Raw genomic sequence first — 22,059 nt, 5'->3', positions numbered from 1 at the left:
ATGACCAAAAGAGAACGTGAGGTAACAGATATTCAGGAGATTCTTGCGATTTTAGACAAATGTAAAGTAGTACATATCGGTTTGGTGGATAAGGATCAACCTTATATTGTGCCCATGAATTATGGTTACACCTATGAAAATGGAGAACTGACCTTGTATCTTCATGGAGCAACTAAGGGCTACAAATATGATTTAATCAAAGCAAATCCTAAGGTTTGTTTTGAAATGGAATGTGATGTAATGCCATTTGAAGGAAGGATAGCTTGTCAGTATGGCATGGTTTATTCCAGCATCATGGGAAAAGGAACAGCAGAAATTGTAGAAGATGTGGAAGAAAAGATAAGAGATATGTCCATTCTTATGAAAACTCAGACAGGAAAAGACTTTGAGTTTAATGAACAACTAGTTTCTATTGTAAATGTAATAAAGATACATGTAACAGAATTTACAGCAAAGAGAAGACCAATGCCGGAAGGAATGCAGAATTTATGAAAAAAATACTCATTACGGGAGGAACCGTTTTTGTAAGTCAATATGTAGCATCTTACTTCGTAAAAAAGGGAGAGGACGTGTATGTTTTAAATAGGAATCACTATCCACAGGTAGAAGGAGTTACGTTGATTGAGGAGGACAGACATTGTCTGAATAATCGGCTGAAAAAATATGATTTTGATGTAATTCTGGATATTACAGGATATACGAAAAGTGATGTGCAGGATTTAGTAGAGGCACTAGGAGAGATAAAACAGTATATTTTTATTAGTTCTAGTGCCATTTATCCGGAGACATTACCACAGCCATTTCGAGAAGAGCAGGAAGGCGGATATAATTCTATCTGGGGAGATTATGGAATCAACAAATATGAAGCAGAGCAGTATTTACAGGAACAAGTAGAACAGTATTATATTGTCAGACCACCATATTTGTATGGTCCAATGCAAAATCTTTACCGGGAGGGATTCGTTTTCGATTGTGCGGTTCAAGAACGTCCCTTTTATTTGCCGAAGGAAGGAAAGATGCCACTGCAGTTTTTCCATGTAGAGGATTTATGTAGATTTTTGGAGATATTAATAGAGCAGAAACCGAAAGAACGCATTTTTAATGTAGGAAATTCAGAGATAGTAGACATAAAAGAATGGGTTCAGTTGTGCTATCAGGTAGCTGGAAAAATACCGGAGTTCATATCAGTAGATGATTCACGCTCACAGCGTAGTTATTTCTGTTTTCACGATTATGGTTATGTGCTGGATGTTTCAAGACAGAATAAGCTGTTAAAAAATACAAAGCCATTAGAAGAGGGATTACGAGAGTCCTTTGAATGGTATATGCAAAATCAGGATAAGGTACGGACAAAGCCATATTTCGAATATATTGCAGAAAACATAAAATAGGTTTGAAAGGTGGAGAGAAGAGATTATGAAAAATGACAATGAATGGAACAGTTATCAAAAGGATACTGCCCAAAATCCACCATCTAAGACCGCAGAGTTTGCCTTGCAGTTGTTTGACGAGAAAAGGGGACTTATGGTAGATTTAGGCTGTGGCGCAGGAGTAGACAGTATACATTTTCTGGAAAGAGGATGGCGGGTGCTGGCAGTAGATGCAGAGACAGACTATTTCGAAGGAGTAAGAAAATTCATGCCGCAAGAGAAGAAGCAACGTTTGAACGTGCAGAAGATGATGTTTGAAGAATTGGAACTTCCTGAAGCGGATTGTATCAATGCGTCTTTTAGTTTGCCTTTTTGCATACCGGAAAAATTTGAAAAAATGTGGAAAGTAATAAGAGAAAGTATCCGGGAGGGTGGAAGATTTTCCGGCACTTTTTTTGGCAATCGAGATGAGTGGAAAACAGAATTTGCAGACACAAGAACGTTCCATAGTAGAGAAGAGATAGAGCAATTATTTTCTGGATTTCAGATGGAGATGTTGGAAGAAGAGGAATTTGATGGACGGTGTTATGGAGAAAATGGAGAACCGGTACCAAAGCACTGGCATATTTTTTATGTTGTAGCAAGAAAAGAGGCTTTATAATGTCAGAGAAAATGAAATTAGACTTTTACTATTGGTCTTATCAATGTCCTTTGAACAATACAATGTTAAATTTATTGCAAGAATATAAAGACAAATTGGATATTACATGCTATGATATAGAGCGGAATAGTAGGAAAGCGGAAGAAATGAATATGTTTTACCCTACTTTGCTTGTGGTAAATCAAACAAAACGGTATTTCAGCCCATTGCGTAGAAGTTTTTTGGAAACATTGTGCGAAGGAAAAATGCCCAAAGAGATGCCATACATACCGCAGCTTGGAAAACAAGAAAAAAGTGTTATTTTAGAAAAAAATACAGAAAGTAATTGTTTGACAGCATGTACTTGTATTGGGCAAAAGAATATAGAGGATTGTTGTAAAAAGAAAGAATTTTATAATCGACAGAAACAGTCTATATGGGGATATATGAATGTAGACGAAGAGGGGCAGATGCTGGGTGGTGCAGAATATCTGCCATCTATGGTTGTTCCCTATGGGATTCCCAAGAACGAGAAGACAGCGTTTCTTACTTGTGTATACGGTTCCGATTCAGAATATGATTATAAGTCGGCACCATTACAAGAATTAGAAAAATATTTATTTACAAAGTACGAAAAGATTCAAGTCATTTCAGATGAAAAGAGTGTATTTCCCAATGGAAATATGGAATTCTTTTTGAAAAATGGATATAAAGATGCGGGAATTATAGCGCAAGAGAAAGGTTATTGTACGTTGCATCTTTTATATAAAAACAAAGTTGAAATCTACCCCTAGTGGAGGTTATCAACGGAAAGAAGAGGAAAATTATGAGTAAAACACAAAGTAGAACAAAATCTTATGAGCTGGTTTTGACAGCACTGTTTACTGCCATTATTATCATTATGGCATTTACACCATTGGGATATATCCCATTAGTAGTTATCAATGCGACAATTATACATATTCCGGTTATTTTAGGCGCAATTTTTTGTGGACCAAAAAAGGGAGCATTTTTAGGCTTCGTATTTGGATTAACCAGTTTTATTAAAAATACACTGATGCCAACTTCCTTGTCGGCATTTGTTTTTTCACCGGTTTTGGCAAGCAGTTTTGTGGGCCGTTCCGGTATTATCAAGAGTACCATTATCTGTTTTGTACCAAGAATCTTAGTAGGAATTATTCCGTATTTTGTATACAAGGGAATTAGAAAGTTGGTTTCCGGGGAAAGAGCAAAGCTTGGAAAGGTAGTCTGTAATCTGGCAATTAGTGTATTGCTTTTAGTAGCAGTACATGTATTTTTTGCAGAGGGTATTGAGATAAAAAATGCAGACATGATAGGATGGATTGCGGGAGCAATAGTGGCAGTTATATTCTTTGTAGTGGCAGAAGTTGGAATTAAGGCAAAGGAAGGTGCATTCTTAGGATATATTTATGCCGGAGTGACCGGAGCGTTAACAAATACACTTCTGGTAATGCCAATGATTTATATTTTTTATAAAGAAGATTATGCAAGAGCGCTAGGGGTTGGTGCAAATGCTGTTATGGGTGTTATTCTGGGTGTTATCAGCTTTAACGGAATTATAGAAGCAGTGGTAGCAGCAATTCTGGTGGCAGCAATCGGAATGGTACTTGGTAAAATAAGTAGGAGGTAAGTGATGTTAAAGGGCAAACATGTTTTACTGGGAGTAACGGGAAGTATCGCAGCATATAAGATAGCAAATTTAGCAAGTATGCTGGTGAAGTTAAATGCAGATGTGCATGTAATTATGACGAAAAATGCAGAGCAGTTCATATCTCCGGTTACTTTTGAAACATTAACAGGAAATAAGGTTATTGATGATACTTTTGAACGGAACAGTGGTTATCATGTGGCACATATTGCCATGGCAGCAGAGGCAGATGTAGTGTTGATTGCTCCGGCTACCGCCAATGTAATTGCTAAACTGGCACATGGAATTGCAGATGATATGTTGACCTCTACGATGTTGGCATGCACTTCACCGATTTTGTTATCTCCTGCCATGAATACTCATATGTATGAGAATCAGGTAACACAGGAGAATATGGAAAAGTTAAAAAGTCTTGGATATCAGTTAATTGAGCCGGCATCCGGATATCTGGCATGTGGAGATACCGGAAAGGGAAAAATGCCGGAGCCGGAAGTGTTATTGGATTGTATTTTACAAGAAATTGCCTGTGAAAAGGATATGACAGGAAAGAAGGTTTTGGTTACTGCGGGACCTACCAGAGAAGCCATAGACCCGGTACGTTATATTACCAATCATTCTACCGGAAAAATGGGATATGCGATTGCGGAAAATGCGGCAAGGCGCGGAGCTGAAGTTACCTTAGTTTCTGGTCCGGTGCAGATTGCAAAACCACGGTTTGTAAGAACAATTGATGTAACAAGTGCTGAAGAGATGTACCAAGCAGTGGAAAAAGAGTTTGATTCGCAGGATATTATAGTTATGGCAGCAGCTGTAGCTGATTATCGTCCGGAAGTAGTGGCAGAAAATAAGATTAAAAAGTCCGATGGACAGATGAGTATTTCCTTAGAACGTACCAAAGACATTCTTGGAACGTTTGCACATAAGAAAACAAAGCAGTTTATTTGTGGATTTTCCATGGAAACAGAGAACATGCTTGAGAATTCCAAGGCAAAGCTGAAAAAGAAGAATCTGGATATGATTGTAGCGAATAATCTAAAAGTAGCCGGAGCAGGGTTTGGAACTGATACGAATATTGTTACGGTTATTACAGAAGAGTCCTGTGAAGAACTTCCAATTATGAAGAAAGAGGAAGTCGCAGGTGCAATTTTTGACAGGATTTTAAATAAACTATAAGGTGTGAGGAAAGAAAATGAAATTTTACTTAGCACCTTTAGAGGGAATTACCGGTTATATTTACCGAAATGCCTATGAAAAGTATTTTCACAATGTGGATAAATATTTTACACCATTTATTACGCCTCATACTAAGCGCTGTCTCAATAGCAGGGAGAAGAATGATATTCTCCCGGAACATAATCAGGGAATGAAAGTGATACCGCAGGTATTAACCAATCGGGCAGAGGATTTTGTGAAAATTGGAAGGACACTTCAGGAGTATGGGTATGACGAGATAAATCTGAATCTGGGGTGTCCTTCCGGAACAGTAGTATCGAAGGGACGTGGTTCCGGTTTTTTGGCATATCCGGAGGAGCTTGATGCATTTCTTTCTGAGGTCTTTGAAAAGCTGGATATGAAGATTTCTATTAAGACCAGAATCGGAAAAGAGGATGCAGAGGAATGGGAACGTCTGCTTGCAATCTACAATCAATATCCCTTGGAAGAATTGATTATTCATCCTAGAATTCAGACAGATTTTTACAAAAATAAGCCGAATTGGAAAGCGTATGGACATGCAGTAAAAGAGAGTAAGAATCCGCTATGCTATAATGGGGATATTTTTACAATCTCAGATTATGAAGAGTTGTTAAAGGAATTTCCGGATACAGAAGCAGTGATGTTGGGAAGAGGTGTGATTGCTAATCCACAGTTAATCGACATGCTTCGGTCTGGTGATACGAAGGCAGATAAGGAAAGAATAAAGGCGTTTCACGATGAAGTATGCAGTGGGTACGAAGAGATACTTTCCGGAGATCGAAATGTTCTTTTCAAAATGAAAGAGCTATGGTTTTATATAGGACAGATATTCGAAGAGGATGAAAAATACAGGAAAGAGATAAAGAAATGTCAGAGTGTATCCCAGTATCATATCATTGTAGATGAATTTTTTGCGGAAAAAGAGATAATAGACGGAAAAGGATACAAATACTTTTGAAATTGTTTAAAAATACATTGTGTTTTTTTGTATTTTGCGGTATATTATAGTATATAGTACTAGAATATTATGCATACAGGAAGGCAGGTGTTTTTTATGGGAAAATATCAGAGAAGTTCCTTCGAAGTAGAGGCTGTGCAATATGAACTCGGCAAAGGAATTGAGGATGGGTTTATGCCATGGTCATCTATTGTTACCAACGGCTGGATTGTAACGGATAAACTAGTGAAAGTAGAACGGGAAGATGGTGTGGTGGTATGCCCGTTTGTTCAGAATCGCCGGGGTCTTATTTTTATTAGAGAAGGGGACTACGTTATCACAGAGAGAGATGACGAACGCCATGTGTGTGGTTCAGATAAGTTCGCAGAACGATTTCAGAAATTGTAGAAGAGTGTGATTAGGAAAAAAAGTAGAAAATGCGATAGAATCGTATTTTCTACTTTTTTGTTTGCGTGGATGCTCTATGCAAGAAAAGCAAGATTATGTTATACTAAGAGCTAGTATATGAGCAGAAAGAGGTTGAACTCAATGGCATTGCAGATGATTTTTGGAGGTTCCGGTAGTGGAAAGTCCAGTTATGTATATGAGAGAGTATTGGCGCAGGCGAAAAATGAGCCGGATAGGATGTTTTTTGTAGTTGTTCCGGAGCAGTTTACTATGCAAACGCAACGTGAATTAGTAAAACGTCAAGAGAATCACAGTATTATGAACGTGGATGTGGTAAGTTTTAATCGTCTGGCGTATCGAATTTTTGATGAACTTGGTCTGGGCAGCATGAAGGTGTTAGAAGAGACCGGAAAGAATCTGGTATTGCGCCGTGTGGCAGAGGAACAGCAAGAACATTTGAAGCTGATTAAGGCAAGTATGAAAAAGACCGGGTATATCACAGAGGTGAAGTCTGTTATTTCCGAACTGACGCAATATCGGGTTTTGCCGGAGCGTTTGGATGTTTTTGTGGATGACGAGCGGCAATCTCCGTTATTTCGGTACAAAATTGCAGATATTCAGACCATGTATCAGGGATTTCAGGATTTTTTGAAGGATAGATTTATTACAGCAGAAGAATTGTTGGAAGTATTGGCAGAAGAGGCACATAGATCCAAGATTCTGAAAAACTCTGTTATGGTGCTAGATGGATTTACCGGATTCACTCCGGTGCAGTATTATTTGCTGGAAGAATTGATGAAAATAACCGATGAGATTCTGGTGACAGCATCCTTGGATGAACGGGAGAATCCTTATCAGTGTGATGGAATTCAGGATTTATTTTATATGACAAAAAAGACAGTAGAGACGTTGATGAAGATTGCAGAACGGACGCATACAGAGGTTTTGGAGCCCTATTGGACACATCATGGGAAAAAGACCAGATTTGGGGATTCTGAGGCATTGCTGTGGTTAGAGCAGAATCTGTTCCGGCAGAAGCCTGTGTCCTATGTCAAAGAGACAACTGATATTTCCATGTTTTCATTGTTGAATCCAAGACAGGAGCTTCAATTTATTGCAAGAGAAATCAAGCGGTTGGTGCGAGAAGATGGATACCGCTATAAGGATATTGCTGTAGTCTGCGGTGATGTGGAGATGTATGGGAACTATGTACGGGAGATTTTTGATAAATATGATATTCCTGTATTCTTAGATACCAAGAAAAATATTGTATTTCATCCTATGACAGAGTTCTTAAAGCGAGCATTGCTGGTTATGGAACAAGACTTTTCCTATGAAGCTGTCATTGGATATTTAAGGAGTGGATTGTCCGGTTTTACATTGGAAGAGACCGATTTATCGGAAAACTATCTGTTGGCAGGCGGTATTCGCGGATTCAGCAAGTGGCAGCGAAAATGGGTACGTCGGGCAGGTACCAATAATGAGGAGGAATTGGAGCAGGTAAATGCTTTGCGGGAACGTCTGGTAGGGCAGTTTGCGCCTATGCGAGAAGTATTTTTAAAAAAATCAGATGTAACAGAGAAGTCAAAAGCATTTTATCAGTTTATGGTAAATCTTCAGATAGAGGAACAATTACAGGATTACAGCAAACGTTTTGAAGAAGAAGGCGAAACAGCGCTGGCAAAGGAATATGTACAGATTTATCGTATTGTCATGGATTTGTTGGATAAGATGGTAGAACTGTTGGGAGAAGAACAGTTATCCTTGCGGGAGTATCGTGAGATTCTGGAAGCAGGACTGGAAGCAGCAGCAGTAGGAATCATACCACCGGGCTATGACAGGGTGATATTTGGTGATATCGAAAGAAGCCGTTTGTCTGATGTGAAGGTACTGTTTTTGGCAGGAGTAAATGACGGAATGATACCTAAGGCATCTGAGCATGGTGGAATTATCTCACAGTCCGACCGGGAATGGTTTGCACAGAATGAAATGGAATTGGCACCTACAGACCGGGAACGCAGCTTTATTCAGAAGTTTTATTTGTATCTGAATCTGACGAAGCCTTCAAAGAAGTTGTATATTACGTGGTTTCGGGTGAGCCAAGAGGGAAAAGAGACCAGAAAGTCCTATCTGGTAGGAATTTTAAGAAAGATGTTTCCAAAGGTAGCACCGGTAAAGGTGGAAGAGACCACCGGAATGGAGCAGATTGTAACACCAGAGAGTAGCATTGACTTTTTTGTAGAGGGACTTCGCTTGGCAAAGAATGGTGACGTTTTGCCGGAGTGGAAGGAACTGTATCAGTGGTACGCTGCCAGAGAAGGATGGAATCATAAGACTGCAGATTTTTTGACTGCAGCATTTTATCAGTATCGACCGGTTTTCATGGGAAAGGACATTACACGCGCTTTGTATGGCAAGGTCTTAGAAAACAGTGTCACAAGACTGGAGCAATTTAGTACTTGTGCGTATAGTCATTTTTTGCAATATGGTTTGAAACTAGAGGAACGAAACTTGGGTGAATTTGCGGCAGTGGACATGGGAAGTATGTTCCACGAAGCATTACAGCGGTATTCGGTTGCCATGGAAAAGGCAGGTTACCATTGGTTTGATGTGCCAAAGAAAGAGCAGGAAACACTCATACAACAGGCAGTAGAGGAAACACTTAGTGTGGTAGCTGATACTGTGTTATTAAATGATGCCAGAACTGCGTATTTGGTGGAACGGATTCGAAGAATACTAAAACGAACCATAGAGACCATTGCAAATCAGATTGAGACCAGTCATTTCTCACCGGAAGGATATGAGATTTCCTTTTCCTTTGCAGAGGATTTACAGGCAGTGAACTTTTCTCTAAATGAAGAGGAAAAGATGCGGCTTCGGGGAAGAATTGACCGTATCGATACGAAAAAGACAGACAATCAGGTCTATGTAAAGGTAGTGGATTATAAGTCAGGAAACCGGGATTTTCAGTTGTTATCCCTATATCATGGTTTGCAGTTACAGTTGGTAGTATATATGAATTCAGCGTTAGAGTTGCTGAAAAAGAAATATCCCGATAAGGAAGTAGTTCCGGGAGGTATGTATTATTATCATGTGGATGATCCGGTGGTAGAGGGAAACCACAACCAGACCGAGGAAGAAATTAAGGAAAAGATTTTAGAAGAGTTGAAGCTAAAAGGGGTTACTACAGAAGAGGCAGACGATAGTGTCAGCAAGAAGTCACAGAAGGCGGAAAAGGAAGAATTTCAGGTGCTTTCTAACTTTGTGAATCACAAAATACGCGATATTGGACAGAAGATTTTTGACGGTAATATTGAGACGAATCCATATCAGTTAGGAGATAAGACAGGATGTGATTACTGTCCTTATTCCGGTGTATGTGGATTTGAAGCAGGCATGCCGGGAAGGGAATACCGAAAGCTTGAGAATATCAAGGATCAGGATGAGATTTTAGAACGAATGCGAGAGGAGATATAAGATGAAGTGGACAACAGAACAGCAACAGGTCATTGACTTAAGAGACAGAAATCTTCTTGTATCTGCGGCAGCAGGTTCCGGTAAGACCGCTGTATTGGTGGAACGAATTATTCAGAAAATTATGGATAAAAATCATCCGGTTGATATTGATCGTCTTTTAATTGTGACCTTTACCAATGCAGCCGCAGCAGAAATGCGGGAACGTATTGGAGCAGCCATTGAAAAAGCATTAGAGCAGGAACCGGAAAATGTACATCTGCAAAAGCAGCAGACATTGCTTCACAATGCCCAGATTACTACGATTCACAGCTTTTGTCTTTATGTTATCCGCAACTATTTTCATCGGATTGAGTTGGACCCGGACTTTCGGGTGGCAGAGGAAGGAGAACTCAAACTTTTAAAAAGTGATGTATTAGATGGTGTATTAGAAGAATATTATGAAAAGGCACAGCCGGAATTTTTGGCACTTTCCGAAACCATTGCCACAGGAAAAACAGACGAACCCTTAAAAGAAGCTATTTTAAAACTCTATGAATTTGCCATGAGTTATCCATGGGTAGAGCAGTGGTTAGAGGATTGTAAGGCGCCTTATCAGGTGAAAAATTTTACAGAATTTGAAGAGCTTCCGATGGCAAAGGAGTTGGAAGCTTACTTAAGTGAACTGTCTAACCAGTGGAAATATCAGATGGAGAAGTGCAGAAATATCAGTATGGAAATAGATGGTCCACAGATGTATACTTCTTTGTTGGAGCAGGAAGCGGCGGCAATGGGGCAGATTGCATCATGCAGTACCTATGAGCAGTATTACGAAGCAATTCGTGGATTTTCCTTTGGACGTCTTCCGGGGGCCAGAAAATTTGACGGTGATCCAATGAAAAAGGATCAGGTGCAAAAACTGCGAAACGAAGTAAAAGCGTCTATAAAGAAAATTACAGAACAGTTTTTCTTTCAGGCACCGGAGATTATGATAGAAGAACTTGAAAAAAATGCGCCTATTGTAGCGATGTTAGTGGAAGTGACGCTTGCCTTTCAGAAGGCTTTTTCCGAAAAAAAGCGGGAAAAGAATATGCTGGACTTTAATGATTTAGAGCATTTTGCATTGGAGATTCTGGTAGATAAGGAGACAAAGGAACCCAGCAAAACTGCAGTAGAATTGCAAAAAAATTATGAGGAAATCATGATAGACGAATATCAGGATTCCAATTATGTGCAGGAGACCATATTAAAGGCAGTGTCGGGAGAGGCACAGAACCGCAGTAACATGTTTATGGTAGGAGACGTAAAGCAGAGCATTTATCGATTTCGTATGGCAAGACCGGAGCTTTTCATGGAAAAGTATAATACATATACGACAACAGATAGTGAAAATCAGAAAATTGACTTGCATATGAATTTCCGAAGCCGTCCTCAGGTCTTAGAAACAGTTAATGACGTATTCTACAAAATTATGAAGACAGATATTGGAAATATCACATATGATAAGCAGGCGGCATTGTATACCGGAGCAGAGTTTCCGGAGGCGGAAGATGGAATGTTTGATACCGAACTTCTGGTTGTAGAACCGGATGGAGAGAATCAGGACATCAAAGAGCGGGAGCTGGAAGCAAAAGCAGTTGGAAATAAAATAAAACAGTTTTTGGAGCATCAATTGGTTACAGATAAAGAAACAGGAAACTTACGCAAGGCGAAGTATTCCGATATGGTAATTTTACTGCGTAGTCTTACGGGATGGTCTGATACTTTTGTGAAAATACTGGGAGAAATGGGAATTCCTGCAAAAGCAACTACCGGAACAGGATATTTTTCCGCGATGGAAGTACAGACAGCGTTGAATTTATTGCGGGTATTGGATAATCCAAGACAGGATATTCCTATGGCAGCAGTATTGACCTCCCCGATTGTAGGGCTTACCGGAGAAGAGTTGGCTATAATACGAACAGAATTTCCGGACAAAAAGTTCTATGAAGCAGTGTTACAGTATCATGAGACGGAAGCGATACAACAGACGGCGTTTCCGATTGAAAAGCAGGAGAAATTGGCGTATTTTCTGGAAATCATGGAAAAGTATCGGTGGAAAATCAGTTATACCCCTATCCATGAACTTCTTTATCAGATATTAGAAGAAACAGGATATATGGCATATGTCTATGCTTTACCAGGGGGAGAAGTGAAAAAGGCGAATCTGGAGATGTTAATTGAAAAAGCCATTGCTTATGAAAATACCAGCTATCGGGGATTGTTTCATTTTATTCGATACATGGAACAGTTACAGAAGTATGATGTGGATTTTGCTTTGGCAGATACCAGTGAGCAGGAAAACATGGTACAGATTATGAGTATTCATAAGAGTAAAGGATTGGAATTCCCGGTGGTATTTGTGTCCGGTTTGGGAAAAATGTTCAACACACAAGATATTAGGGAAAAGGTAGTGCTTCATCCGCAGCTTGGAATTGGCATGGATTATCTGGATGTAGAGCGGAGAGTGAAGACACCCGGTATTACAAGACAGTTCTTGGCAAGAAAGACGGGAATGGAGAATACCGGAGAAGAACTGCGTGTTCTTTATGTAGCAATGACTCGTGCCAAGGAAAAACTGATACTGACCGGAACCATGAAGAAGGCGGAAGAAAAGATTTCGGGTATGATACCAGCGGTTATGGAGGATGGATTCTTAAGCTTTTTGACCAGACTTGGGACAAATACCTTTTTCGGTTTTTTATTGCCGGCATTTCTGTGTTATGGGGAGAAATATCCCATCACTATTTTAAAACAACAGGAATTAGAGCAGCAGGAACAGCAGCAGACAGTAAAAGAAACCTTAAGTCAGTTGGAAGTATTGACAAAGTTGCAGCAGCGGGATGAGATTCAGGCAGAGCAGATAGAAAAACGACTTTCTTATCAGTATCCCTTTGAAGAAGAGGAGGATATGAAGACAAAGGTTTCCGTGTCTGAGATTAAGCACCGGGCACTGGATAGAATTATGGCAGAAGAGACCATGGACACTGAGCATAAAAACATAACAGAGCAAGAAATGGAGCATTATATACCTGCTTTTATGGAAGGGATTCAAGAGGAAAATCAAGGTGCAAAACGAGGAACCGCTATGCATAGAATTCTGGAGTGCTATGATTTTACGAAAGAATCCGTAGAATTAGAGAACCAGTTGGAACAGATGCAGGCGGAAAAACTGGTAGAGGCGGAAATGATAGAGTTGGTAAATAAAAAGACCTTGCGTACCTTTTTGGAAAGTACTTTGGCAAAACGGATGCAGCAGGCAGCAAAGAATGGGAAACTTTACCGGGAGAAGCCTTTTGTTATGGGAGAAACAGCAAAGGATGTGCTAGAGCATTCTGAAAGTGAAGAAATGGTACTGATTCAGGGAATCATCGACGTATTTTTTGAAGAAGATGGTGAAATGGTGTTACTGGATTATAAGACAGACAGAGTCAAAACAGGGCAAGAACTGGCAGAACGATATCGGGCACAAATTGAGTTATATAAGTGTGCTATAGAAAGAGCTACCGGAAAACGAGTGAAGGAACAGTTGTTATATTCTTTTTGTCTCAATCAGGTAGTGGAGTTATAAAAAATAAAGTATAGAGGATTGAACAGATGAAGAGCAGATTGATTTTAGCCTCCGGTTCGCCCCGGAGAAAAGAATTATTAGAACAGATTGGAGCAGAATTTGAAATACTTCCGGCAAAGGGAGAAGAGGTTATTACAAGCACTATACCGGAGCAGGTAGTGATGGAGCTTTCTGCTCAAAAGGCGGAAGAAGTGGCTGGGCATTATGAGGAAGAATCGGAGATTGTGATTTTAGGTGCAGATACAGTAGTGGCATATGAAAATAAGATTCTTGGAAAGCCGAAGGATGAAGCAGATGCGGTCAGAATGCTTCAGATGCTTTCCGGTAATACCCATAGTGTATTCACCGGAGTGACACTTATCATAAAAAGGAACGGGAAAAGTGAAAAACAGTCTTTTTTCGCAGAAACAAAGGTAACGATGTATCAAATGACAGAACAGCAGATTCAGGCATATGTGGCAACCGGAGAGCCTATGGATAAGGCAGGAGCCTATGGGATTCAGGGCAAGTGTGCCATTTATATAGAAAAGATTACGGGAGACTATAATAATGTAGTAGGACTCCCGGTAGCATTGGTGTACCAGAATCTGGTAAAATCAGGCATTGAAATTTTATAGAATTCATACTATCATAGAATGAGCGAATGCAATTGAGAATGAATGTTAAGAGGAGGTTTTCTCATGAACCAATACGATAAAGAATGTGTAACGTATTTTTTTGAGCATCAATCACAGCTTTTTGGAAAGAATATTTTGGAAGATATAGAAGAGGCAGAAGAGTTTTTAGAAGACTGCATGGCAGTAGTATGTAAAAATATAAAGGAAGTCAGAGCTTTTTTTGAAGATGAAGGAGCCGATATTGGAGAGCTGAGCAATGAGGAGCTGAAAGAAGCTGCGGAGGTATTTGCTCTGCCGGATGGCAGATTTCTGGTAGTCGAAGGATAGGAGAATCGCTATGAGAGAATATGACATTATTATTGTAGGTGCAGGTCCGTCCGGAATTTTCTGCGCTTATGAGCTCATGAATAAAAAACCGGATTTAAAGGTTTTGATGATAGAAAAGGGGAGAAGAATAGAAGAACGTCAATGTCCGAAGCGTAAGACTAAGGTATGCGTGGGATGTCAACCGTGTTCTATTACAACAGGATTTGCTGGGGCAGGAGCATTTTCGGATGGAAAACTTTCCCTTTCCCCGGATGTGGGAGGAAATCTGCCTGAGATTTTAGGATATGAAGAAACGGTGGATTTGATTCATGAGTCGGACGATATTTATCTGAAGTTTGGTGCAGATGCTAAGGTCTATGGTGTGGATAAGGAAACGGAAATTCGTGAAATCCGTAGAAAAGCCATCAATGCGAATTTAAAACTGATAGAATGTCCTATTCGTCATCTTGGTACAGAAGAGGGCTATAAAATATACAGCCGTTTACAGGAATATTTGTTAGAGCATGGAGTAGAGATGAAGTTTCGTACTATGGTGCAGCGGCTAATAGTTGAAAATGGAGAAGCAAAAGGCGTTATTACAGAACAGGGTGAAACTTATTTTGCAAACGAGGTTATTTGTGCGGTAGGCCGAGAAGGTGCTGACTGGTTCAGCCATGTATGTAAAGAAAATGAGATTGAAACAAAGGTAGGAACGGTGGACATTGGAGTAAGAGTAGAAGTCCGTGATGAAATTATGGAATTTCTAAATAAGAATTTGTATGAAGCCAAGTTGGTTTATCATACGCCTACTTTTGATGATAAAGTTAGAACCTTTTGTACGAATCCGTCCGGTGAGGTGGCGACTGAATATTATGACAACGGTCTTGCAGTGGTAAATGGTCACGCGTACAAGTCACAGGATTTAAAGACCAATAATACCAATTTTGCATTATTGGTATCCAAGAATTTTACAAAACCATTTAAGACGCCGATTGAGTATGGAAAACAGATTGCACAGTTGTCTAACATGCTTTGTGATGGAAAAATACTGGTGCAAACTTTTGGAGATTTTCGAAGAGGAAGAAGAACCACAGAAGAACGTCTTTGCCGGAATAATTTAATTCCTACATTGAAAGATGCAGTACCGGGAGACTTATCTTTGGTATTTCCACATCGTATTATGGTAGATATTGAAGAGATGATTATGGCACTGGATAAGGTGACACCGGGAATTGCCAGTGATGAGACCTTGCTGTATGGAGTGGAAGTGAAATTTTATTCAAACAAAGTAGTGGTAAACAAAGACTTTGAAACAAATGTAAAAGGACTGCGTGCCATTGGAGATGGAGCTTCTGTTACGAGAGGTCTGCAGCAGGCATCTGCTAATGGAATCAGTGTGGCAAGAAGTATTTTGGCAAAAATGGAAAAGTAAAAGAAACGGGAGAGGCGAATGAGAAGAAAGAACAAAGCAAGAGCATTGGCGGTAGTACTTCTTATGAGTATGACAGTCAGCGGTTGTAAGCTGGGAAATACTGAGGTTGTGGTAAATTCCGGTTTTAGTGGAAATGAAGTATTTAAGATAAAGGATGAAGTGTGTACGCTGTCTGAGGCAAGAGTATTTCTTGCAAACTATCAGAATATTTATGCAAATATGTATGGCGTGAACCTTTGGAAGCATAAGTTTAAAAATAATGAGTTAGAGAGCTATGTAAAGGATATTACAGTATCCCAGCTTGCGCAGATTATGGCAATGGATTTTCTGGCAGCAGAAAAGGAGATTTCTTTAACGGAAGAGGAGCAGTCAAAAGTAAAAGAAGCAGCGAAGGCTTACTATGATTCTTTGAATGATACCGAAAAGGAATACATGCATGTGTCAGAAAGCGATATTGAAAAATTGTATAGTCGATATGGTCTGGCAAATAAGCTGTATACTTTTCTGACAGGAGACGTTAATGCAGAGGTTAGTGATGATGATGCGAGAGTGATGGAAGCCGCCCGGATTTATGTTACAGATGAGAATAAGGCAAATGAAATTCAAAATCAGATTAATAGTGGAGTCGATTTTATGTCTCTGGCGGGGACTTACAATGAGGCTTCTGAGATAGAAGTCGCTTTCGGAAGAAATGATGTGCCAAAGGAAGTGGAAGAAGTAGTATTTTCCTTGGAAAACGAACAGATAAGCGGAAAAATTGCAGCAGATAATGGTTGGTATTTCATTAAATGTATCAATAACTATAATCAGGAATTGACAGATGCTAATAAATCTGTGATTTTGGAACAGCGGAGAAAAGAAGCATTTGATGATGTCTATAGTGAGTTTTTAGAGGAACTTCCTGCTGAGTTCAATGAAGAAGTCTGGGAAGAAGTAGAGATAGAAACGGATAAAGAGATTACCACAGATAGTTTCTTTAAAACTTACGAAAAATATTGCAACTGGTAGTAAAAAAAGGTGGAAAAATGCGAGGATGCAAACATTTTTTCATCTTTTTTTATATTTCACCTAACCAATTGGAAAAAATACCGACTATATAAGTGTGAAAAATATTTTTAGGAAGAAAAAGTATGCATACGAAAGAATTATTAGAGAGGTTAAATCAGGAATTACTGGAAAAACTCTATGGATTTTCCTATGCCAGATGTCAGAATCATCATGAGGCAGAGGATTTGTGCTCAGAGATTATGGTACAACTGGTGAAGTCTATCCAACGAGGTAGCAAAATTGAAAAGTTTGAGCCTTTTTGTTGGAGGGTGGCTCACAATGTTTATGCGGATTTCTGTGAGAAAAGAAGAAAGCAGCAGACGCTGGTTGTAACTCAGGAGGAATTTGAACAACTTCCGCTGATTCAGGTGAATCCGGTGGAAGAGTATCTGACAGATAATCAGGAAAAGGAACAGATGGAAGATATTATACGCCGGATTGCCTTTCTGGGAAAGATATACCGGGAGGTAATGGTTCAGTATTATCTGGAGGAAAAGAAGATTTCTGAGATTGCAGAAAACCTTGGAATTTCAGAGACTACCGTAAAACAAAGATTGTTTGCAGCCAGAAATACCATAAAGAGTGAAATAGAACAAAGAGAGGAAAACGAAATGCCGGTATTATTAAAACCTGTTTATATTAATTTTGAGGGAACCGGGAACCCTGTAGGAAATGATCCTTCTTCAAAGGCAGAACGCGTGTTATCCCAGATGGTGCTGTATTTGTGCAGGAAAAAGGAATGCCGTCCGATGGATTTTGCAAAAAAATTAGGAGTGCCTTTGGTCTATATAGAGGATGAACTGGAAATTCTTTGTAAAGGGGAAAATGGTACATATGGGTTGGTGAAAAAAGTTGGAAAAGACCAATACATATCAAACATTATAGTTTTGAAGGAAGAAGAAGCACAGGAAATATTAAATAGTGTGGAACACGAAATTAACAAGATGGCAGGGCAGCTAAAAGATTTTTTAAAGGTACATGGAGAAGAGATTTTAAAACTAGAATATTGGGGACAAAAATTTGAACTGCCGTATATTTTTTGGACGATGATTACCTGGTTTGTAGTGCAAATCATGCAACAGAAGTATATTGATATAATGGAAAAAGAATTTTTTCAGGATGTTATCGTTGAAAACAAATCGTATATTGCTATGGGAATTGCATCGAAACGAAAACGAGAGGAAGAAGAGATGCAAGGATTGCTTTATGGATCAGATGAAATTGAGGCGCGAAATGTTTGTGGTTATCAGAAAGTAAATTTTCTAAATATTTATGGGAAACGTGTGAAAGCAAAGTTTCATTGTGGAGAAAATATTGCAATGAATCAAAAGTTACTTCTGACCATACGGGCAGCAAAAGGTCTTCCGGTGAAAAGTCTTACAGAAAAAGAAAAAGAGCATGCGGCGAAGGCAATTGCCGATGGGTATTTGGTGAGAAAGGATGATATATTATATCCCGGCATTGTAACGGTGCCAAAGAAGACCCATGAACAAATGAAGAAGATTGCCGAGAAATTTATAGGAAAGAATGAGGCAATCTTGGAAGAAGCACACAGAAATCTTGCAAAAAAGATAAAGAAAATTGTGCCAAAACATTTGCTTTCTGATTATAAAATGATGGTAGCTATGGTTGGCGCGCAGATGATTGGAATGTTAATCGAAGAAGGAATGAAATCCGGTGTTTTAAGTGAGCCGGTACCAAATGGGAATGAAGGAACCATTCTTATCATAGAAGAATAGATTGCAAATAAAAAATCAGGAGGAATTTATGAAAGAAGAAAAGAAGTACAAGACTTTTCCCGTGATAAAGCGTTTGCTTGTAAATATGGGGAAAAGAGATAAAAAGCAGTTTGGAAGGATTGCTGTGTTTACCATTGCAGCGGCAATTTATCCGTTTTTGGCGGTATTTTTACCGAAAATAGCGATTGGAATCTTAGAGAAGGAAAAGGATGCTGCAGGAAAAAATTTGTTGTTAGCGATGGCTGGGTATTTTGTAGTAGCCGGTATCTTAGGATTTTTAGTCAGTTATTTTAGACAAGTTATTTCCGTGCATAATATGAGAATTCGTATACATTATTTGGGAGATACTTTTCGTAAGCTGACAACCATGGATTATAAGTATGCAGAGGACTCTAAGTTTTTTGAAAAAAATGAAAAAGCATTAAATGCGGGAAATAATAATAACGAGGGAATTGAAGGAATGTCCAACCGGTTATTTCAATTGCCGGCGAAGCTGATTACGATTATTGGAATGTTTCTATTGGCAGGAACTTTAAATCCATGGATTTTACTGGTATTGGTGATTCATGTATTTGTAACCATGTGGGTGTCTCGCATGAGTCACAATTACAGTTATTCTAAAAAAGAAGAAGAAGCAAAGGCATCTAGAAAAATTAATTATTACTATAAAACTACGCATGACTTTTCTTTTGGAAAGGATATACGTATTTACAATTTTCGGGATCGTATTTTAAAGAATTATCAGGATGAAATTAAGGCATTGACAGTATTAAAAGGAAAAATTGCCGGAAGAGAATATTTGCTTGGAATAGCAGGAATAGTTACGTTGCTGCTTACCAATGTGGTGATGTATGGAATATTAATTCAGCAGGCGTATCAAGGAATGCCAATTAGTTCGTTTACCATGTATATTTCTGCAATTACCAGTTTAATGGCATCTATGCTTGATTTTGGAGAAGATATTACTTTTATCATCAATCAGGGACAATATGTAGGAGACTTTTTCCGACTTATGGATGAACCATTAACAGAAAACGGAGGAAGCGCGCCAAAGCCGGAAGGAACGTTGGAAATCGTATTTGAACACGTAAGTTTCCGTTACCCAAATACAGAAAATAATATATTTACGGATTTGAATTTTACAATACATAAGGGAGAACGTCTTGCAATTGTAGGAATCAATGGTGCAGGTAAGTCAACTTTAGTAAAACTGATGACAGGCTTGTTTGAACCGACAGAAGGTCATATTTATATTAATGGTATAGATATAAAGGAATATGGAAAAAGAGATTTGTATGACTTGTATTCAGCAGTATTTCAGGATGTTAATATTCTGGCATTTACCATTCGGGAAAATGTAGCATGTAAGTCAGAAGGTGTCGATGAAGAACGGGTAAAAGAGGCGTTAGATAAAGTTGGCCTTTGGGAAAAAGTACAGGGATTTGAAAAAGGTATGGATCAAATGATGCTTAAGGTCATTGATGAAAATGGAACGGATTTTTCCGGAGGAGAACGTCAGAAACTGTCCATTGCCAGAGGACTTTATAAAAATGCAGCTATGGTAATTATGGATGAACCTACGGCTGCGCTGGATGCGTTGGCAGAAGCAGAGATATACGAAAGTTTTAGTAGTCTGGTGGAAGGAAAAACAGCGGTATATATTTCACATCGTCTGGCAAGCACCAGATTCTGTGATAAAATTGCATTATTTGACCGTGATGGATTGAAAGAATATGGAACCCATGAGGAACTGATGGAACGTCATGGAAGTTATTATGAGATGTTTACGGTACAGGGAAAATATTATCAGGAGGAGGCAGAAGCAGTATGAAGAAATTAATGCACTTTTTTACACTTGTATGGAAGGTGTCTCCCGGATATATTTTTCTGTTATTGGCATCTGCATTGACCGATGGAGCAAAGTTATTTTTAAATGTAATTCTGCCAAAATATTTGATTGATGAATTATTGGGAGAAAAAGAAGTCGAAACTCTGATTTTCTTTGGAACACTTATTGTAATAAATAATGTGGGAATGACATTACTTTCTAATACATGGAAATGTATTATGACGAAAAAGGAAACATATGTGAAATATACCATGAATAAGATTATGGCAGAAAAGATTATGAATCTGGAGTATTCCTATCTGGAAGATCCTTATTATCTGGATTTAAAAGAACGTGCTGTATTCTCCATTAATAATCAGGATGCTGTTGCAAATATGATTACCGGTGTTTCAAAAGCATGCAGTGGATTTGTAACGTTGGCAGGATTGATTACCATAATGGCAACACTTGGTCCTGTGTTATTGATTATTCTTGCTGTAGGAATCGTGGCAATGCTTTTGATTTCCTCCGGTCTTTCTAAATATTTTGTCAAGATGAATCAGGAATTGATTCCTATCAATCGTAGGTTTGGGTATTATCTGAATCTGGGATGGGACAAGCAGTGCCAGAAAGATATTCGTCTTTATGATATGGAGGAAATGATTGAAAATCGATTAAGAACATATACAGATGAGACTTGTGATTTGTTTGAAAAAATATTTACAAAAATGGGTAGTACATCAGGGGGATTAAGTGTTATTAACGATGGAATTGCAGCTATTTCCTATGGATATGTGGGAATGCGCACCATTTCTACGGTGTTTGGACCGAAAATTTCCATAGGTTCTCTTACTATGTATGTATCGGCGGCAATTAATTTTTCAGCTTCTGTAATGGATTTTGGGCAGAGTGTAATTAATATTATGCAGAGTCTGGCCTTTTTGGATCCGTATATGGAGTTTATGTCATTGGAAGAAGAAACCATGGAAAGTGGAAAAGAGAAGTTTGAAGGTCCGGTAGAAACCATTGAATTTGACCATGTGACCTTCACTTATCCTAAGGCAGAAAAGGCAGTGCTTCAGGATGTTTCTTTTTCCGAAAAAAGAGGAGAGAAGATTTCTATTGTTGGATTAAATGGTGCAGGAAAGTCTACCTTAGTAAAGTTAATCTGCCGTATGTATCAGGCGGATAGCGGCACAATTCGTATTAATGGAAAAAATATTTATGATTATGATTATATGTCCTATATGAAATGTATTGCTGCAGTATTTCAAGACTATCGTTTGTTTAATTTTACCATTGCAGAAAATATTTCCTGCCAGGAGAAGAATGCGAATAGGGAAAAGATTGAACATTTGATTGATGAAGTAGGATTACGAGATAAGATAAATAATTTAAAGGATGGGGTAGAAAGCCGTTTTGGAAAGGAATATGACGAAAACGGAATTGAAATGTCCGGAGGAGAAGGACAGAAGATTGCTATTGCAAGAGCATTGTATAAAGAGTCTTCGCTTGTAATTCTGGATGAGCCGGCAAGTGCCTTAGATCCTATTGCGGAGGCAGAGATTTACGAGAAATTCAACAATCTGGTAGAAGATAAGACAGCAATATACATATCTCATCGTATGTCATCATCGGTATTTTGTGATAAGATATTGATTATCGATGGTGGAACAGTGGCAGATTATGATACTCATGAGAATCTTATGAAAAAAACAGATAGTCTGTATTATAAACTGTTTCGTTCACAGGCAGAAAATTATAAGCTGGAAGAAGCTTAAGAAAGAAAAAAGTTCGTAGACAAGTTTG

Annotated in this window: 17 protein-coding genes; all 17 read left to right on the top strand. The window is 38.8% G+C overall.

The features are described 5' to 3' along the window. Positions 1-492 (top strand): pyridoxamine 5'-phosphate oxidase family protein, encoded by a 492-nt coding sequence (locus BIV20_RS09230; RefSeq protein ID WP_075720313.1) that lies wholly within the window; start codon positions 1-3, stop codon positions 490-492. After that, entirely contained in the window at positions 489-1,391 is a 903-nt protein-coding gene (locus BIV20_RS09225) for an NAD-dependent epimerase/dehydratase family protein (RefSeq protein WP_075720311.1), read from the top strand. The genes BIV20_RS09230 and BIV20_RS09225 overlap by 4 nt, the downstream gene beginning before the upstream one ends. A 25-nt stretch (positions 1,392-1,416) precedes the next feature. Beyond that, on the top strand, positions 1,417-2,031 hold the full coding sequence (locus BIV20_RS09220) for a class I SAM-dependent methyltransferase (protein WP_075720309.1): 615 nt from the start codon (positions 1,417-1,419) through the stop codon (positions 2,029-2,031). Next, positions 2,031-2,804: a hypothetical protein gene (locus BIV20_RS09215; RefSeq protein ID WP_083655158.1), complete on the top strand. Its 774-nt coding sequence runs from the start codon at positions 2,031-2,033 to the stop codon at positions 2,802-2,804. Before BIV20_RS09220 ends, BIV20_RS09215 begins: the two co-directional genes overlap by 1 nt. Before the next feature lie 32 nt (positions 2,805-2,836). Beyond that, positions 2,837-3,661, top strand: coding sequence for an ECF transporter S component (locus BIV20_RS09210; protein WP_075720307.1), 825 nt, complete (start codon positions 2,837-2,839; stop codon positions 3,659-3,661). A 3-nt stretch (positions 3,662-3,664) separates the two neighbouring features. Beyond that, the gene (gene coaBC, locus BIV20_RS09205) at positions 3,665-4,852 is read left to right on the top strand and encodes a bifunctional phosphopantothenoylcysteine decarboxylase/phosphopantothenate--cysteine ligase CoaBC (protein ID WP_075720305.1); all 1,188 of its coding nucleotides are present in this window, start codon (positions 3,665-3,667) and stop codon (positions 4,850-4,852) included. 16 nt (positions 4,853-4,868) lie between these two features. Next, positions 4,869-5,831: a tRNA dihydrouridine synthase gene (locus tag BIV20_RS09200; protein ID WP_075720303.1), complete on the top strand. Its 963-nt coding sequence runs from the start codon at positions 4,869-4,871 to the stop codon at positions 5,829-5,831. Positions 5,832-5,927: 96 nt separating this feature from the next. Next, positions 5,928-6,218, top strand: a complete 291-nt coding sequence (locus BIV20_RS09195) for a hypothetical protein (protein ID WP_075720301.1) — start codon at positions 5,928-5,930, stop codon at positions 6,216-6,218. A 117-nt stretch (positions 6,219-6,335) separates the two neighbouring features. Further along, positions 6,336-9,695 (top strand): helicase-exonuclease AddAB subunit AddB, encoded by a 3,360-nt coding sequence (addB, locus tag BIV20_RS09190; RefSeq protein ID WP_242939810.1) that lies wholly within the window; start codon positions 6,336-6,338, stop codon positions 9,693-9,695. Position 9,696: 1 nt separating this feature from the next. Next, positions 9,697-13,281 (top strand): helicase-exonuclease AddAB subunit AddA, encoded by a 3,585-nt coding sequence (gene addA, locus BIV20_RS09185; RefSeq protein WP_075720297.1) that lies wholly within the window; start codon positions 9,697-9,699, stop codon positions 13,279-13,281. Positions 13,282-13,307: 26 nt separating this feature from the next. Next, the gene (locus BIV20_RS09180; RefSeq protein WP_075720295.1) at positions 13,308-13,898 is read left to right on the top strand and encodes a Maf family protein; all 591 of its coding nucleotides are present in this window, start codon (positions 13,308-13,310) and stop codon (positions 13,896-13,898) included. 63 nt (positions 13,899-13,961) lie between these two features. Further along, a complete protein-coding gene (locus BIV20_RS09175; protein ID WP_075720293.1) occupies positions 13,962-14,225 on the top strand; it encodes a glyoxalase in 264 nt (87 codons plus the stop codon). 10 nt (positions 14,226-14,235) lie between these two features. Further along, complete coding sequence (locus tag BIV20_RS09170; protein ID WP_075720291.1) at positions 14,236-15,636, top strand: NAD(P)/FAD-dependent oxidoreductase; 1,401 nt, start codon at positions 14,236-14,238, stop codon at positions 15,634-15,636. 18 nt (positions 15,637-15,654) lie between these two features. Continuing rightward, positions 15,655-16,644 (top strand): peptidylprolyl isomerase, encoded by a 990-nt coding sequence (locus tag BIV20_RS09165; RefSeq protein WP_075720289.1) that lies wholly within the window; start codon positions 15,655-15,657, stop codon positions 16,642-16,644. Positions 16,645-16,766: 122 nt separating this feature from the next. Next, a complete protein-coding gene (locus BIV20_RS09160) occupies positions 16,767-18,422 on the top strand; it encodes an RNA polymerase sigma factor (RefSeq protein ID WP_075720287.1) in 1,656 nt (551 codons plus the stop codon). A gap of 28 nt (positions 18,423-18,450) precedes the next feature. Continuing rightward, positions 18,451-20,253: an ABC transporter ATP-binding protein gene (locus tag BIV20_RS09155; RefSeq protein WP_083655157.1), complete on the top strand. Its 1,803-nt coding sequence runs from the start codon at positions 18,451-18,453 to the stop codon at positions 20,251-20,253. Beyond that, positions 20,250-22,031 carry an ABC transporter ATP-binding protein gene (locus tag BIV20_RS09150; RefSeq protein ID WP_075720285.1) on the top strand — a complete coding sequence of 594 codons (1,782 nt, stop codon included), beginning with the start codon at positions 20,250-20,252 and terminating at the stop codon, positions 22,029-22,031. The genes BIV20_RS09155 and BIV20_RS09150 overlap by 4 nt, the downstream gene beginning before the upstream one ends. The last annotated feature ends 28 nt before the right edge of the window (positions 22,032-22,059 follow it).

Source organism: Roseburia sp. 499 (genome assembly GCF_001940225.2).
Classification (GTDB): Bacteria; Bacillota; Clostridia; order Lachnospirales; family Lachnospiraceae; genus Petralouisia.
Note: the sequence above shows the minus strand (reverse complement) of the source record. Positions and strands in the feature narration are given on the sequence as shown.

Excerpts from the sequence above, each read along its gene's own strand:
- BIV20_RS09215 (WP_083655158.1), top strand. The coding sequence starts at position 2,031 with ATGTCAGAGAAAATGAAATTAGACTTTTACTATTGGTCTTATCAATGT.
- BIV20_RS09160 (WP_075720287.1), top strand. The coding sequence starts at position 16,767 with ATGCATACGAAAGAATTATTAGAGAGGTTAAATCAGGAATTACTGGAA.
- addA (WP_075720297.1), top strand. The coding sequence starts at position 9,697 with ATGAAGTGGACAACAGAACAGCAACAGGTCATTGACTTAAGAGACAGA.
- BIV20_RS09175 (WP_075720293.1), top strand. The coding sequence starts at position 13,962 with ATGAACCAATACGATAAAGAATGTGTAACGTATTTTTTTGAGCATCAA.
- BIV20_RS09180 (WP_075720295.1), top strand. The coding sequence starts at position 13,308 with ATGAAGAGCAGATTGATTTTAGCCTCCGGTTCGCCCCGGAGAAAAGAA.
- BIV20_RS09210 (WP_075720307.1), top strand. The coding sequence starts at position 2,837 with ATGAGTAAAACACAAAGTAGAACAAAATCTTATGAGCTGGTTTTGACA.
- BIV20_RS09220 (WP_075720309.1), top strand. The coding sequence starts at position 1,417 with ATGAAAAATGACAATGAATGGAACAGTTATCAAAAGGATACTGCCCAA.
- BIV20_RS09230 (WP_075720313.1), top strand. The coding sequence starts at position 1 with ATGACCAAAAGAGAACGTGAGGTAACAGATATTCAGGAGATTCTTGCG.
- BIV20_RS09155 (WP_083655157.1), top strand. The coding sequence starts at position 18,451 with ATGAAAGAAGAAAAGAAGTACAAGACTTTTCCCGTGATAAAGCGTTTG.
- coaBC (WP_075720305.1), top strand. The coding sequence starts at position 3,665 with ATGTTAAAGGGCAAACATGTTTTACTGGGAGTAACGGGAAGTATCGCA.
- BIV20_RS09150 (WP_075720285.1), top strand. The coding sequence starts at position 20,250 with ATGAAGAAATTAATGCACTTTTTTACACTTGTATGGAAGGTGTCTCCC.
- BIV20_RS09225 (WP_075720311.1), top strand. The coding sequence starts at position 489 with ATGAAAAAAATACTCATTACGGGAGGAACCGTTTTTGTAAGTCAATAT.
- addB (WP_242939810.1), top strand. The coding sequence starts at position 6,336 with ATGAGCAGAAAGAGGTTGAACTCAATGGCATTGCAGATGATTTTTGGA.
- BIV20_RS09195 (WP_075720301.1), top strand. The coding sequence starts at position 5,928 with ATGGGAAAATATCAGAGAAGTTCCTTCGAAGTAGAGGCTGTGCAATAT.
- BIV20_RS09165 (WP_075720289.1), top strand. The coding sequence starts at position 15,655 with ATGAGAAGAAAGAACAAAGCAAGAGCATTGGCGGTAGTACTTCTTATG.
- BIV20_RS09200 (WP_075720303.1), top strand. The coding sequence starts at position 4,869 with ATGAAATTTTACTTAGCACCTTTAGAGGGAATTACCGGTTATATTTAC.
- BIV20_RS09170 (WP_075720291.1), top strand. The coding sequence starts at position 14,236 with ATGAGAGAATATGACATTATTATTGTAGGTGCAGGTCCGTCCGGAATT.